13 protein-coding genes and 1 pseudogene are annotated in these 14,591 nt (G+C 58.5%); 11 read left to right on the top strand and 3 right to left on the bottom strand.

Going from position 1 to position 14,591, the window contains the following annotated elements; translation table 11 throughout:
- Positions 1 to 54: 54 nt before the first annotated feature.
- Positions 55 to 1,353: a flagellar hook protein FlgE gene (locus tag ACJJVH_RS26425; RefSeq protein ID WP_112798938.1), complete on the top strand. Its 1,299-nt coding sequence runs from the start codon at positions 55 to 57 to the stop codon at positions 1,351 to 1,353.
- A gap of 361 nt (positions 1,354 to 1,714) precedes the next feature.
- Here the strand turns inward: ACJJVH_RS26425 and ACJJVH_RS26430 are convergent.
- The 3 genes and pseudogenes from ACJJVH_RS26430 to ACJJVH_RS26440 form a co-directional block, all read right to left on the bottom strand.
- A pseudogene (locus tag ACJJVH_RS26430) lies at positions 1,715 to 2,421 on the bottom strand (DUF3313 domain-containing protein).
- Positions 2,422 to 2,467: 46 nt separating this feature from the next.
- A complete protein-coding gene (locus ACJJVH_RS26435; protein ID WP_412065571.1) occupies positions 2,468 to 2,788 on the bottom strand; it encodes a hypothetical protein in 321 nt (106 codons plus the stop codon).
- Between the two features lie 340 nt (positions 2,789 to 3,128).
- Complete coding sequence (locus ACJJVH_RS26440; RefSeq protein WP_412065572.1) at positions 3,129 to 3,476, bottom strand: hypothetical protein; 348 nt, start codon at positions 3,474 to 3,476, stop codon at positions 3,129 to 3,131.
- Positions 3,477 to 3,621: 145 nt separating this feature from the next.
- Here ACJJVH_RS26440 and ACJJVH_RS26445 point away from each other — a divergent pair, with 145 nt between their 5' ends.
- The 10 genes from ACJJVH_RS26445 to ACJJVH_RS26490 all read left to right on the top strand — a co-directional run bounded on the left by ACJJVH_RS26445 (position 3,622) and on the right by ACJJVH_RS26490 (position 14,506).
- Positions 3,622 to 3,972, top strand: coding sequence for a hypothetical protein (locus tag ACJJVH_RS26445; protein ID WP_412065573.1), 351 nt, complete (start codon positions 3,622 to 3,624; stop codon positions 3,970 to 3,972).
- Positions 3,973 to 4,171: 199 nt separating this feature from the next.
- The gene (gene istA / locus ACJJVH_RS26450; RefSeq protein WP_412065574.1) at positions 4,172 to 5,698 is read left to right on the top strand and encodes an IS21 family transposase; all 1,527 of its coding nucleotides are present in this window, start codon (positions 4,172 to 4,174) and stop codon (positions 5,696 to 5,698) included.
- Entirely contained in the window at positions 5,688 to 6,500 is an 813-nt protein-coding gene (gene istB, locus ACJJVH_RS26455) for an IS21-like element helper ATPase IstB (RefSeq protein WP_113386066.1), read from the top strand. Before istA ends, istB begins: the two co-directional genes overlap by 11 nt.
- A 530-nt stretch (positions 6,501 to 7,030) precedes the next feature.
- Complete coding sequence (locus ACJJVH_RS26460; RefSeq protein WP_412065575.1) at positions 7,031 to 7,771, top strand: response regulator; 741 nt, start codon at positions 7,031 to 7,033, stop codon at positions 7,769 to 7,771.
- Entirely contained in the window at positions 7,768 to 9,084 is a 1,317-nt protein-coding gene (locus ACJJVH_RS26465) for an ATP-binding protein (RefSeq protein WP_412065576.1), read from the top strand. Before ACJJVH_RS26460 ends, ACJJVH_RS26465 begins: the two co-directional genes overlap by 4 nt.
- 239 nt (positions 9,085 to 9,323) lie before the next feature.
- The gene (locus ACJJVH_RS26470; protein ID WP_412065577.1) at positions 9,324 to 10,334 is read left to right on the top strand and encodes a LacI family DNA-binding transcriptional regulator; all 1,011 of its coding nucleotides are present in this window, start codon (positions 9,324 to 9,326) and stop codon (positions 10,332 to 10,334) included.
- Between the two features lie 41 nt (positions 10,335 to 10,375).
- Positions 10,376 to 11,650, top strand: a complete 1,275-nt coding sequence (locus ACJJVH_RS26475; RefSeq protein ID WP_113393264.1) for an extracellular solute-binding protein — start codon at positions 10,376 to 10,378, stop codon at positions 11,648 to 11,650.
- Between the two features lie 75 nt (positions 11,651 to 11,725).
- A complete protein-coding gene (locus tag ACJJVH_RS26480) occupies positions 11,726 to 12,577 on the top strand; it encodes a carbohydrate ABC transporter permease (protein ID WP_113393265.1) in 852 nt (283 codons plus the stop codon).
- Entirely contained in the window at positions 12,574 to 13,434 is an 861-nt protein-coding gene (locus ACJJVH_RS26485) for a carbohydrate ABC transporter permease (RefSeq protein WP_113503139.1), read from the top strand. Before ACJJVH_RS26480 ends, ACJJVH_RS26485 begins: the two co-directional genes overlap by 4 nt.
- A gap of 13 nt (positions 13,435 to 13,447) precedes the next feature.
- On the top strand, positions 13,448 to 14,506 hold the full coding sequence (locus ACJJVH_RS26490) for an ABC transporter ATP-binding protein (protein ID WP_113384203.1): 1,059 nt from the start codon (positions 13,448 to 13,450) through the stop codon (positions 14,504 to 14,506).
- Positions 14,507 to 14,591 lie beyond the last annotated feature (85 nt).

The following is a 14,591-nucleotide window of genomic DNA, read 5'->3' on the forward strand; positions in this document are numbered from 1 at the left end:
TTCACACAAGTCACTCTGGTTATCGTATCGGCATCAGCAACGTGCGAGGAACCAATGAGCATCTTTGGTAGCATGAAAACAGCAGTTTCAGGCATGAATGCGCAGGCAAATAAGCTTAGCACCGTGTCGGACAACATCGCGAACGTCAACACAACGGCCTACAAGTCGGCAAGCACCAGCTTTTCGTCGTTGATCCTGGCCTCTGGCGGTGGGAATTACAATTCCGGCAGCGTCGAAACGAGTGTCAGCTATTCGGTCTCCCAGCAGGGCGATACCGTCTCGACGTCGTCGAGCAGCGATCTGTCTATCCAGGGCGCCGGCTTCTTCGTGGTGCAAGGCGCCGACGGCAAGACGGTTTTGACGCGGGCGGGCGATTTCGTCCCCGATGCCAACGGCAATCTCGTGAATTCCGCCGGCTATACCCTGATGGGCTATTCCTATCAATCGGGAGCGCCTGCCGTCGTCGTCAACGGTTTCGACGGCCTGGTGCCGATCAACGTCAACCAGAACGGCCTTGCCAGCTCGGCATCGACTTCGGGCAGCTTTACCGGCAACCTCAATTCGAATGCGACGGTTGTCGTGCCGAGTTCGACCGAGACACTTCCCAGTGCGAACCAGTCGACCACGACAGCCGATACGCAGAAAAGCTCGGTCGTCGCCTACGACAAGCTTGGCAACACCGTCATGTACGACATCTACTATACCAAGACGCAGGCCGCCGATGCGACGGCAACGCCTCCTACGACGGATCAGTGGGAAGTGAGCGTCTATCGCAACGCCGATGCCAGTACGTCCGGCAGCAGTTCCTTCCCCTATTCCTCCGGCCCGCTCGCCACCAGCACCTTGACGTTCGATTCGAACGGAAATCTGACAAGCGGCGGAAACTTCACCGTTACCGATGCCAAGACCGGTGGTTCGATCGCAATGGATCTGAGCCAGATGACGCAGAAGGCGACCGACTTCAGCTCGAAAGGATCGACCGATGGACAGGCGGCAAGCCCGGTCACAGGCGTCACCATCGACAAGGACGGCGTCGTCTATGCAAACTACAAGACCGGCGATCCCAAAGCGATCTATCAGATCCCGCTGGCGACGGTCGCAAGCCCGGACAAGCTGACGCTCCTCAGCGGCAACGTCTATCAGGCCAATGGCGACTCCGGCGTTACCGTCACCAGTTTCGCCAACAGCAACGGTCTCGGCTACATCCAGTCGAACTCGCTGGAAGCATCGAATGTCGACCTGGCCGGCCAGCTGACGGACATGATCCAGGCCCAGAAGAGCTACACGGCCAACTCCAAGGTGTTCCAGACCGGCTCCGACCTGCTGGACGTGCTCGTCAATCTCCAGCGCTGATTTTTTGCTTTGCGCAATCAGGGGGCCCTTCGGGGCCCTTTTTTTATTGTCGGGTGCGACGCCAAGCCCGTTCCGGCCTACCGCCAAGTTGCCGACGTGTCCGGCCTGCCACGGCCGATTATTCCCGCTATCGATAGCGTCCGATGAGCTCCGGGGCTAAACAGTCAGCATCCCGGCACCAAGCACGACTGATGAAAGATCCTGTCGGGGTTGCTTTCCGACAGGCGTCAGGTCAATGACATGACGGTGCTGCCACACTCCTTCAGCGCGGAAAATGGTATTGCATGGAAGGGCGTGTCCGCCGGTCGACTGCCCATGGGAGGAGCCTGACACGTTTATCTTCTGTCTTGGATATGCGCCGTCACCGGAATTGCGTGAGAAGCGAATCGGCACCTTTGTCTATGGCGACTTTCGATGCTTTAAGAGCGCCGAAGCTAGCGCCAATGTTCATCGCACCTGGATATTGTTTGGCAACGAAGGCAGAAAGCAGGCGATTGCTGCTGGCGTCGTGGATTTCGACCGCATAGGACACGGATCCCGTCATGGAGCCTTCCTTGCCCCGTGCCGCCTGAACTGCGTTGTAGACGCCGCCGCCAACATCGATGTGCGAGAAAGGCCCGAGAACCGGTGTCGTCTTCCTCGCACCCGCGAGCGTCAGGTCAATTCGAACCGTGCCCGGCATCGGTGCGTTAACAATCGCAAAGCGGCGGCTGAGGCTTTGTGAGAAGCGCGTCTGCAGTAGTTTGCCAGCTCGCTTTTCTCTTGCTCGCTCACGTCAACGAATTGATTATCGCGACCGCGATAAATGGCGACCGGATCGACTATCGCCTTGTCATACAGTTTCCAGTCAATATTTCCGTTATAGCGATAAGGCATCCGTCCGCTTCGGTCACCTGGGTTCGGCTGAAGATATGCCGCGGAAGCCAACTGTGAATAAGCGAGCGGATCGGCCGTCGCACAACCGGCGACTGTCGATCCGATAAGGATGCATGCGATCAAGTTTTTCAAGACTGCTTTCAAGTCGTTTCTCCAATTGGGCGGGCAGTCGCTGGAATGCGGATGCTGCATGAATAGACAACAGATGCCGGTTGCGTTGCTGTGTTTTCGGTTATGTTCAGAAATGTGCGGCCTGCGTCGCGTCGTGTTCGACCGGGCTGGCGCTACCTCGCCAATTTTGACTGATCTTGAATGGGCCGGAGCCCAATCGATTGTCCACGATGACTGCCGCGAGATAGCAGCCCCTCAAGACGAGCATGCCGAAAAACACTACCGACGTGCCGATGAGGAGGTAATGCCTAAGTTGTGAGCGCCGCGGCAGCCGGTGGGCAACCGCACCGACGAGTTGACGAATGGCTCGCGCCGCAGCGACCAGCAAGAAGAGCCCCAGGAGGGCGTAACCGCTCCACGCCGCAACGCCCATCAGCCAGAATGTCATCAGACAGCCTCCTAGAAACAGCCCTTCCTGCCTGGGAAGGACGATCCTCATGGTTCGATGCCAATCGCGTCGATCATTGCTACTGGCGTTAGGGTCCACATCACGACTTGCTTCAAACGGGAGGCGGGCGAGACCCGGCAACAACCCACCTGAACCCTGCCCGCCGGTCATGTCCGGACGTCTGGTAGCGCGACACCGTGACGTGCTTGGCGCCACGGTGCCATCACTCTGGTCCACCATCGCGATACGGCGCCTTCCTTGTGAGGGACGGATTGCGGGTCCGAAGCCTGGTCATCGTTTGATTGAGACGGCGTCGGTCGGGACAGGAACTCGACCCGATCTATGAATGCTTTCCCGTCGAAGCGTTTTTGCCCGATACGGAGCCATTATCGGTGGGTCCAGCATGGAAGAATATCTCCAGATTGATCACCGGAATGGCGCGAATGTTCCTTAGAAGGGTGATATCCGGCCTCGTGGTGACCGCGAAAATAAATTCATTCGCCCGGAGGGCCTCGAACACGTCCGGTATCGTGGACATCGCAACGGCGGCGTAACCGTGCTGGCCGAGGCGAATGACGATTGACCGGGCTGCCGGCTGCGGCAGAAATACAAGTATCTTCCTGTCGGCTGTCTCAAGAGACATGATCTGGATCCTCATCGCATTGATGATGAAGACTAGAACAGCCAATTTTTTCGGTGTGTTCGGTTTTATATGTTTTTGTTGCGATCAATCCGGTTAATCGCCCGGCACGGCAGGCCAACAAAAAGCAACAAAATACAACGCAATGCAAGGCTCGGGCGCGTTACGACGTCGACAACGAAAGGAGACAATTATGTTCAACCTTATCGCGTTACCGAAGATCTGCCGTATCTGCCTCTATTTGCCGGCCCAGTTACCGGTCAAACTTCTTCAAAGAGAACTTGAGGCCGAGGGGTTGACCGTGTTTCACGCATTGACAACATGCGAGTTCGAAAATGCGATCTTAACTCAGCACTTCACCGCGATCGTGACGACATCTCCCCTCGTCGAACAGGTACGAGCTTATTGCTTGCTTCCCATCATCGATATCCAACCGCTGATCGACGACTGGAAACGCAATCACGGCAGAGAGCCTCCAACGACGTTTGAAAAACCGGCCTTTCTCCAGGGCGTCACGTTCACCGCAACGCGACATGACTCATAGGACGCAATGCCTGAGGATTTCCAGAGAATTGGACTGCGGAAAACCCAGACCCGGAGGATGCCGGCTGCAAACAACACACAACATAAGGGTGTTGATTTGCGCTGAGAGCTGACCCGGGACTGCGGGAAAATATCACTGAGAGTTGACCCATGTTTCAATCATCCCCTGTGGTTTCAGCGGGGGCTCTGGAGTGATCGACATGGCGTTACTGAGCGTAATCCGACGCTGGCATTTTCGGGATCAGCTATCGATCCGGGAGATATGCCGCAGGACGGGCTTATCCCGGAATACCATCCGCAAATATCTGCGTGCCGGCGGTGTTGAGCCGAAGTTCAATGTTCCGGAGCGGCCGAGCAAGCTTGATCCATTCGCGGATCGGCTATCAGCCTGGCTGAAGACGGAATCGAAAAAGAGCCGCAAGCAGAAGCGGACAATGAAGCAATTGCATTCTGATCTGGTGAGCCTCGGCTATGACGGTTCCTACTGCCGCGTTGCAGCCTTTGCTCGAGAATGGAAATCGGACCGACAGAGAGAACTCCAGACGACAGGACGTGGCACGTTTGTCCCCCTGGCATTTGAACCGGGTGAGGCGTTCCAGTTCGACTGGTCTGAGGATTGGGCCATCATCGGCAATGAGCGCACCAAGCTGCAGGTGGCACATACGAAGCTGAGCTACAGCCGTGCCTTTATCGTCCGGGCCTACCTGCTGCAGACCCACGAGATGCTGTTCGACGCGCACAATCATGCATTCCGCGTCTTCGGTGGAATTCCTGGCCGTGGCATCTACGACAACATGCGCACAGCGATCGACAAGGTTGGCCGTGGAAAAGAGCGTGACGTCAACGTCCGCTTCATGGCGATGGCCAGCCACTACCTGTTCGAGCCGGAGTTCTGCAATCCGGCTTCAGGTTGGGAGAAGGGGCAAGTCGAGAAGAACGTTCAGGATGCGCGTCATCGCTTCTTTCAACCGATCCCGCGCTTTCCATCATTGGAAGCCCTGAATGATTGGCTTGAGCTTCGATGCAAGGAGTTCTGGGCAAAGACACCACATGGTCAGGTGCGCGGCACCATTGCCGACATCTGGGCTGAGGAGGCTCTGGCTCTCATGCCTGTTTCCAGGTCGTTCGATGGTTTTGTCGAATATACAAAGCGTGTCACGCCGACCTGCCTCGTGCATCTTGAGCGCAACCGCTACAGCGTCCCGGCCTCTTTCGCCAATCGCCCGGTAAGCCTTCGGGTCTATCCGGATCGTGTCGTTATCGCAGCGGAAGGTCAGATCGTCTGCGAGCATCACCGCGTCATCGATCGCTCCTATGACCGCCCGGGACAGACTATCTACGACTGGCGGCACTATCTGGCTGTCGTACAGCGCAAACCAGGCGCTCTTCGCAATGGTGCTCCGTTCGCCGAGCTACCGGACGCATTCAAGAACCTGCAGCAACACCTGCTCAAGAAGCCGGGTGGAGACAGGGAGATGGTCGATATCCTGGCGCTTGTTCTTCAGCACGATGAGCAAGCAGTCCTGTCGGCTGTTGACATGGCGCTGAAGTCCGGGGTTCCGACCAAGACCCACGTGTTGAATCTGCTGCATCGCCTTGTCGATGGCAAATCCTTCACGCCGCCGACGCTCGACGCACCCCAGGCACTGGTGCTCACCAATGAGCCTAGGGCCAATGTCGAACGCTACGACACCTTGAGAAAGACGGAGGTTCGTCATGCGTCATAACCCGGCGAGCGGTGCGATTGTCATCATGCTACGGCAATTGAAGATGCACGGCATGGCTCAAGCCGTCGGAGAACTAACAGAACAGGGAGCACCGGCGTTTGAAGCTGCCATTCCGATCCTGTCACAGCTTCTGAAAGCGGAAACGGCTGAACGGGAGGTGCGATCGACGGCCTACCAGCTCAAGATCGCACGCTTTCCTGCTTACCGCGATCTGAACGGCTTCGACTTCGCCAGCAGCGAGATCAACGAAGCGCTAGTGCAACAGCTCCACCGCTGCGAATTCCTCGATGACGCCAACAACATTGTTCTGGTTGGCGGCCCCGGCACGGGCAAGACGCACATTGCCACGGCGATCGGTGTCCAGGCCATCGAGCATCACCACAAGCGGGTTCGGTTCTTCTCGACCGTCGAACTGGTCAACGCACTGGAACAGGAAAAGGCACAAGGTCGCTCCGGGCAGATCGCCAATCGCCTTGTCCATTCCGATCTCGTGATCCTCGACGAACTGGGATACCTGCCGTTCAGCGCTTCAGGTGGCGCGCTGCTCTTCCATCTGCTGAGCAAGCTTTATGAGCGCACCAGCGTTATCATCACGACCAACCTCAGCTTCAGCGAATGGGCCAGCGTCTTTGGCGATGCCAAGATGACAACCGCGCTACTCGACCGGCTCACTCATCATTGCCACATCCTTGAGACCGGAAACGACAGCTTCCGCTTCAAGAACAGCTCTGCTCATGAACCCAAACCGACAAAGGAGAAACGGCGGAACTTGACCACCACGACCAACACAAACGATATCTAAAGGCGGGTCACTTCTCAGTGCAAATCCCGGGTCAACTCTCAGCGCAAATCAACAATAAGGGAACAACTCATCGCAGATTCGCCAGATTTTCGTCACGCAAACGCGATTTCGGTCGCCCATAGTTTGTATGAACCGAAAGGAGACAAGCATGTGCAATAAGGACATGACAATTGAGGAAATGCTGCATGATCCCTTGATCCATCGGGTCCTGGAGGCCGATGGCACCTCACACGCGGATTTCGCCAATCTCTTGCGAGAGGTTTCAGACAAGCTTCAGACTGCCTCGGTGACTGCACGCGTCCGGAAAAGGCGCCTTAGCTGTGTGGCTGCATGAACGCGGACCCGAGGGCGTCGGGCCCTGCGGACACACTGCACTCTCCGCAACATTTTATAATATAACTCAACACCGTGCTGTATTGGCCTTTGGTAAGGTCCGAGCGTTTCGAAATCAGTAAAATATCAACCATGTACCACAGGACGAGAGACGAATAGAGTTGAGCGTAGCATTGGATTTTCGCAAGGAACTCGGCATGGCCACCAAAGGTGGGACGAATGACTCACCTCATCTTCTCGTTGTGGAAGACGATGAGGAAATCGCTTCGATGCTGATCGAGCTTGCCCGCGACAACGGATTCGAGGCCACGTCGGTCATCAGCGGCGGAGCCATGGACGAGGCCCTGCAGCAACGCCGCTTTGACCTCATCATTCTCGACGGAATGCTTCCCGGCGAAGACGGCTTCAGTATTTGCAGGCGCCTGCGCGCGGCAGGGCCGATGCCGATCCTCATGCTGACGGCGCTACGCGACGAAATCGACCGCATCATCGGACTGGAGCTCGGAGCCGATGACTATGTAACAAAGCCTTTCAATTCGCGGGAGTTGATGGCCCGCGTTAAAGCCTTGTTGCGCAGGGCCTCTTATGGAGGCGAACCGGCTGGGGACGATCCGAGTAAACCGCTTACGTTCGCCGACTGGACGATCGATCCCAAGACTAGGCAGGTGATTGATCCCGAAGGCGCCGAAGTCGTGATGACGACAGCGGAATTTGACCTGCTCCTGGCCTTTTGCCAGAATCCAAACCGAATCCTCACCCGCGAGCAGTTGCTTTCGATGACCCATGCCGGCTCGGCAGGCCCGGTCGAACGCAGCGTCGACGCCCATATCAGCCGGCTGCGGCAAAAAATCGAACCCAACCTCAAAGAGCCCTCACTCATCAAGACAGTGCGCCTTGGAGGCTACATGTTCGCAGCCAAGGTGGGCAGGCTGCCGTGAAAGCACTCCGCCGCACCTCTGTGCGAACGCAAATTGCAGTGTTGACTATCGTGCTTGCAGTCATCGTGACGACGATAGGTGCTATCACAGAGCCACTGCTGCGCGGCCGCTTTGATAAGGGAATAGAGATCGGACGCCTCATCGGGCAGATCGGAATGATAAGCGAGGACTTCCGTGCAACGACAAGCGCCTCGCAAGAGGACCAGATACTGCAGAAGGCCAGGGAAAGCGGCCTCGACGTGGAGCGCGCAAGTGTTGCGCAGTTGAGGTCAAACCCCGTATCCGCGCAGGATCTATCTTCGGCCATACGCGAACTCCTCGATTCGAACCTATTTCTGGAGCCGGCCCGGTTTTTCCGTTCTCTTGAGCAACCGAGCCTTGTCGTTGCGACCGCAGAGAACCGCGGGCTGGTTTTTCGGCTGCCTTCATTCACCTTGACCAAATGGATACTCCCCGCCGTTATCGGGACGCTCACACTTATTCTCGTTCCTACGGCAATCCTCGCTTTCGTCAGCGCATGGCTGATAGGCAGGCCGATTGTCCAATTTGCCGCGTCCGCAGAGCGCATCGCGACCGATGAAGCGCTCGATGAACCCTTTCCGGTGGAAGGAACGGCGGAACTAAGGAGCCTGGCATATTCCTTGAATATCATGAGGAAACGCGTGCTGGATCTGATGCAGGCCCGCACCTCCATGCTGACATCGATCAGCCATGACCTGCGCACCCCGTTGACGCGGTTGCGTATGCGGGCCGAGCGCTGTGACCCGGAAGACCTGCGTTTCAAGATGCTCAAGGATATCGAAATCCTCGGCGGAATGATCGATGAGAGCCTCGCCTATCTCGACGGTACGCTTGAGGCCACAAAAAAGGTCGAACTGTCCAGCCTATTGCAGACGGTGACATCGGATTTCCTGGACATCGGTGTCGAGGTGGAGTTCAAGGGGCCGAGACGCCTGATCTATGCTTGCAAGCCGCGCGCCATATCACGCGTTGTCTCCAATCTCATCGACAACGCTTCGCGTCACGCCACGCATATCGCGGTCCTTCTGGCGCAAGATCCGGATGGAGCCGTCATCATCCGCGTTGCCGATGACGGCCCCGGGCTTAGTGACGAGTTAAAATCACACGTCCTGCAGCCGTTCTTCAAGGCCGATAAAGCAAGATCGACGATAAGCGGCGGCGGTTTCGGACTCGGTCTCTCCATCGCCCATGGGATCATCACAAAGGGTCATGGCGGGACATTCGATCTTCATGATCACGATCCTCACGGCCTCATGATCGTTATGCGCTTGCCGGCACCTCCTGGAGCTTGAGCTTCCTCGCGCGGTCTACTCTTGCGATCGAGAACGCTTTGCATACCGAGGATGGGGTGTGACCGGCGCAGAATACTCCGAAGTCACAGGTAGGGCTTTCAGGAGCACTCCTTCTTGGGCACATGTCTCGGTCAAGCGCCAACCGCTGCAGCAGCTGCATCGCAATGATCCAAAACGTTTTGACTTGACGACCAAAACGTTTTGGATCAGTAATTTTTCCGCGGCCTCGGAGGAAAGGCGTGACCAATTTAAAACAGCTTGCCCAGTCGCTCGGCCTGTCGATCACTACGGTATCCCGTGCGCTAGATGGTTATACGGATGTTTCTGCAGCCACCCGGGATCGTGTCCGCGAGGCAGCGGAAAAAACGGGCTATCGCCCCAATGCCTCGGCCCGTCGGTTACGCAAGCAACGCGCTGAGCTGGTGGCGGTCACGTTGCCGAGTGATGCCGGCCACATCGCGCCTCCCCACTTCCTCGACATATTGTCGGGCTGCGCAGAGCACCTTGCCGCCTCCGGCCTCAATCTGGTCATCGCTCCGGTGCCGCGCGGCGAAAGCGAGCTTGAAATCTGCCGGCGCTTCGTCGACGGCCGTCGCGTTGATGCGATGCTGCTGGTCCGTACCAAGCGCAAGGACGAGCGGGTCGAATTCCTGCAGTCGCGCGGCATCCCCTTTGTTACCAACGGACGCACCGAGAGCCTCGTGCCGCATCCGTTCATCGACGGCGACGGCTTTGCCGGCTTCCGCGCCGCGACCACACGTTTTCACGCGGCCGGCCATCGGCGCATCGGCCTGATCGCCGGACCGCAGGACTATTATTTCGCCCATGTTCGACGGATGGGCTGGAAGGCCGCAATGGACGAAGCCGGTCTGGAGACCGACCTTTACGCCGAGGGCGTGCCAACGGAACAAGGCGGCTATCTCGCGACATTCGAACTCCTCGCACGATCCGCTCGTCCCACCGCTCTTGTCTGCACCACCGATGAAATGGCGATCGGCGCGCTTCGCGCCTTGCGGGAGGTCGATGCCGGCGACACGATCAGTGTCGTTGGTCACGACGATCTGCCGACAGGTGCCTTTACCAGCCCCTCGCTCTCGACCATGCGCATAGCCAGCCGGAATCTCGGCGCGAGCTTCGCCTCGCTGTTGTTGCGCGCTATCGGCGGCGAGCTTGCGGAGGAGCTCCAGGAGCTTCACCCGATCGAGTTCGTCGATCGCGACAGTCACTGCCGACCGCTGAAGGTCCCGTAAGTCTGCAGCCGTGGCGCACGGACATATAGAAGGAGGAGAAAATGAAGCGTTTCGCAATGTACGGAATCCTGGCGTCGGCAGCTCTTGCCTATGCGCCGCAAGTGCTTGCCCAGACCGTGTTCGTATCCACTCAGCTCAGGCCCATCGAAGAAGCGACGGTGGTTCGCGAGGACCTGCTCAAGGATGCGGGCAAGGTTGATTATGTCGTCGAGGAGCCGCCGCAGTTCGCCGTGCGCATGGAAGCCGAAAGCGAGGCGGGCAAGCATACCGTCAGCCTTGTCGGCGCCTTGCATGGCGAGCTTTCCCCGCTCGCCGACAAGGGCCAGTTGGAATCCCTCGACGATCTCGCCAAAAAACTCGCCGCCGAGGGCATGCCGCAATCCTTGCTCGACCTCGGCAAGCTCGGCAAATCAAGTCAGCAATATATTCCGTGGATGCAGGCGACCTATGTCATGGCCGCGAAAAAGGAAGCCCTGCAATACCTGCCGGCGGGCGCGGACATAAATGCACTGACCTACGACCAGCTGATCGAATGGGGCAAGAACATGCAGGACGCCACAGGCCAGCCGCAGATCGGTTTCCCTGCGGGGCCCAAGGGCCTGATGTCCAGATATTTCGAGGGCTATTTCTATCCTTCCTTTACAGGCGGTGTCGTCCGGACCTTCAAGAACGCCGATGCAGCGGCCGGGTGGGAAAAGCTGAAGGCCCTCTGGGCTTACGTCAACCCGAATTCCACCAACTACGATTTCATGCAGGAACCGCTGGCCGCGGGCGAAGTCATGGTTGCCTGGGATCATGTGGCCCGTCTGAAGGATGCTATCTCTGCCTCTCCCGACGACTATGTCGTCTTTCCGGCTCCCGCCGGTCCGAAGGGGCGCGGCTACATGCCGGTCGTCGCCGGTCTGGCAATTCCCAAGGGAGCGCCGGACAGGGACGGCGCGGTCAAGGTGATCGAACATCTCAGCACCCAGCAGATCCAGCTTGAGACAGCATCGAAGCTCGGCTTCTTTCCTACGCTGAACGTGCAGCTGCCTCCGGACCTGGACAAGGGTGTCGCTCTCCTGGCCGGCGCGGTGACCAGGACGCAAACCTCCAAGGATGCATTGATTTCGCTTCTGCCGGTCGGTCTCGGAGATAAGGGCGGAGAGTTCAACAAGGTCTATATGGATGCCTTCCAGCGCATCGTGCTGCAGAACGAGCAGATCGACGATGTGCTGAAGTCGCAGGGCGCGACCCTGGCCAAACTGATGAGCGATGCCAAGGCTCCCTGCTGGGCCCCGGACGCCCAGAGCGATGGCGCTTGTCCAGTTGAGTGAGGCCTTTCGAGCCGAGCCGGCTACGGACGCGAATGTCGGGGCAGCTCTCTTCTGCAATGTGCGAGGTGGCCGACCGTGACCCAAAATCGATCCTGGATACCCTATGCCCTCATCATGCCGTCCATCGTCTTTCTTACGCTCCTTTTCGCCGTGCCATTGTTGCAGACGATCTGGCTGGCGATTTCGGATAACGGGACGCCGTCGCTCGCAAATGCGGAACGCATGGTGACGGACCTCAACTTCGCGCGTTCGATCAAAAACACCTTCCTGCTCACGGTCGTCGTCGTACCGGTGCAGATCGCCCTTGCGCTTGCCATGGGGACGATGGTCTCCAAGGTCGGGCGCGGGCGCGAGACGATCCTGTGGATCTGGACAATTCCGCTCGGGATATCGGACCTTGCCGCCGGTCTCGTCTGGCTATCGATCCTGCAGAACACGGGCTATTTCAACTCGTTGCTCTTCGGCCTCGGAATTATCCCTCGGCCGGTGAGCTGGCTGTCCTACCAGACACCGATGGCTCTTTTCCTGGCAATCGCCGTGGCGGAAGTCTGGCGCGGTACGGCAATCGTCATGGTCATCATCGTCGCAGGCCTGAATCAGGTTCCGAAGGAATTCCGGGAGGCGGCCGATATCTTCGGAGCCGGGCCATGGACGCGGTTCTGGCGCATAACGCTGCCCTTGATACGCCCTGCCCTGCAATCGGCGCTCATCCTGCGCACGGTCCTTGCCTTCGAGGTGTTCGCCGTGGCCTACGCGCTGGGAGGACGCAATTTCCCCGTCCTCGTCGGCGAAGCCTACAACTGGCAAAACCAGAATCAGAACTATGCCGTGGCCGCTGCCTATGCCGTCCTGATCATGCTGATCTCGCTTGCCGCGACCGTCGTCTACCTCAAGGCCGTCAAGGTCGATCCGGAGCGTCTGCCATGAGCGCCGAAACCGAAACCACCGCGACGAGAGCTGCCGCAACATCGGCAAGTTTCGCCGCGTCCCGTCGCTGGCTGCTCTGGAGCGGTATCGCGGCGCTCTGTGCCTGGGTTCTGGTTCCCATCTACCTGATAGCGCTCGGAGCGTTGGGGGGCCGACAGGGTGTGTACCTATGGCCAAAGACCGGCCTGCCGGCCGGCATTTCGCTCGAACCTTTCATCCTGTTCCTGCGGACCGAGGGCGTATTCCGATCTTTTCTGAACTCGCTCGGCGCGGCCGGAATGACGGTTGTGCTATCCATCCTGCTCGGCGCGCCCGCCGGTTATGCGCTTGCCCGCTACAATTTCCGGGGCAAGGACAGCTATCGTCTCCTGGTGTTGCTGACGCGCGCTTTCCCGCTCGCAATCCTGGCGCTGCCTCTGACGGTCTCTTTCATCAGGCTCGGCCTCTATGACACGATCGTCGGCGTCGGTCTTATCCACACCGTACTTGCCCTGCCCTTCGCCGCCCTCGTCACGCAAGGCATTTTTCTCGGTGTGCCAAAAGAGCTGGAAGAGGCAGCCTGGGTGTTCGGTTGCACCCGCATGCAGGCCTTCTTCAGGATCGTCGCGCCCCTTGCCCTGCCCGGCATTGTCGCGACCGCCGTCTTTGCATTCGTCATCTCGTGGAACGAGGTATTCGCGGCCTCGGTATTGACGGTACGCAACCGAACGCTGACGGCCTATCTGCTGACGGTGCTTTCCGAAAGTCCGATGCATTACCGCTTCGCCGGCGGCCTCCTGCTGATCCTTCCTTCGATTGTCTTCATTTTTGCGGTGAGACGCTATCTCTTCGCGATCTGGGGCATTTCTTCCAAATAACGGGACCATATCCATGGCCAATATTGTCATCGAGCGCATCCGCAAGAGCTTCGGCGCCTTTCAGGCGCTGAAGGAGATTTCCCTGACGATCAACGACGGCGAGTTCGTCTCGCTGCTCGGGCCGTCGGGATGCGGCAAAACCACCCTCCTGCGCATCATAGCAGGCCTTGAAACGGCCTCGTCCGGCGACATCCGTATCGGCGACAGATCGGTAGTCGGCCTGGCACCGAGGGAGCGCGGGCTTGCGATGGTGTTCCAGAACTATGCGGTCTTCCCGCATATGACCGTCTACGAGAATGTAGCCTTCGGACTGCGCATGCAGAAAGCGGACCAGGCCAGGGTCAAGTCGCAGGTGGAGAAAGCCGCCGGCCTCCTGCACATCGAACAATATCTAGACCGCTATCCGAGCAAGCTGTCGGGCGGCCAGCGCCAGCGCGTGGCGGTCGCAAGAGCTCTCGCTGTCGAACCGCAGGTTCTTCTGATGGACGAACCGCTCTCCAATCTCGATGCGCTTCTCCGTCTCGAAATGCGTGCGGAACTCAAGACCGTTCTGCAATCGGCCGGAACGACAACCATCTATGTTACCCATGACCAGACGGAAGCCATGGGCCTGTCGGACCGGATCGCTGTCATGCATGGCGGATGTGTCGAGCAGGTGGGCAGCCCTGTCGACGTCTACAACCATCCCGCGACGCGCTTTGTCGGCGGCTTCATCGGCAACCCGCCAATGAACTTCATCAGGCTGCCGGTCTCGGACGGACATGTCGCAGCCGGTGGCGAGCATCTCGCCGTACCTCCGGAAACCGGCGATGAGATCGTCCTCGGCCTCCGCGGCGAAGCTGTCGAACTGGCAACGCTGCCGCAGGGGCTGGAAATGAAAGTCCGCGTCGCCGAGCCGATGGGCTCGCATTTGCTGCTGACCGGCTCGATCCACGATCAGCCCGCGCGCGTCATCCTTCCCGCGTTCGAGACGGTGAAGAGCGGCGACGTCATCGGCCTGAAACTCGACCGCAAACGCATCACCTGGCTTTCTCCCACCAGCGGCAAAGCCTTCCCTGCCGCCGCAGCCTGAAGCATGCCGCGCAAAAGCGTGCTGCAGTTTTGCGATGACGACATGCGACAAACCAAGAACCTGAGGCGCAGGAAGCCGGGCCGAA

It is taken from the genome of Rhizobium sp. SYY.PMSO (assembly GCF_046840415.1).
GTDB lineage: Bacteria > Pseudomonadota > Alphaproteobacteria > Rhizobiales > Rhizobiaceae > Rhizobium.

Bases quoted from the DNA above. Each gene is read 5' to 3' on its own strand.
- ACJJVH_RS26425 (WP_112798938.1), top strand. From the start codon at position 55: ATGAGCATCTTTGGTAGCATGAAAACAGCAGTTTCAGGCATGAATGCG.
- ACJJVH_RS26435 (WP_412065571.1), bottom strand. From the start codon at position 2,788: ATGACATTCTGGCTGATGGGCGTTGCGGCGTGGAGCGGTTACGCCCTC.
- ACJJVH_RS26445 (WP_412065573.1), top strand. From the start codon at position 3,622: ATGTTCAACCTTATCGCGTTACCGAAGATCTGCCGTATCTGCCTCTAT.
- istA (WP_412065574.1), top strand. From the start codon at position 4,172: ATGGCGTTACTGAGCGTAATCCGACGCTGGCATTTTCGGGATCAGCTA.
- istB (WP_113386066.1), top strand. From the start codon at position 5,688: ATGCGTCATAACCCGGCGAGCGGTGCGATTGTCATCATGCTACGGCAA.
- ACJJVH_RS26460 (WP_412065575.1), top strand. From the start codon at position 7,031: ATGGCCACCAAAGGTGGGACGAATGACTCACCTCATCTTCTCGTTGTG.
- ACJJVH_RS26475 (WP_113393264.1), top strand. From the start codon at position 10,376: ATGAAGCGTTTCGCAATGTACGGAATCCTGGCGTCGGCAGCTCTTGCC.
- ACJJVH_RS26485 (WP_113503139.1), top strand. From the start codon at position 12,574: ATGAGCGCCGAAACCGAAACCACCGCGACGAGAGCTGCCGCAACATCG.
- ACJJVH_RS26490 (WP_113384203.1), top strand. From the start codon at position 13,448: ATGGCCAATATTGTCATCGAGCGCATCCGCAAGAGCTTCGGCGCCTTT.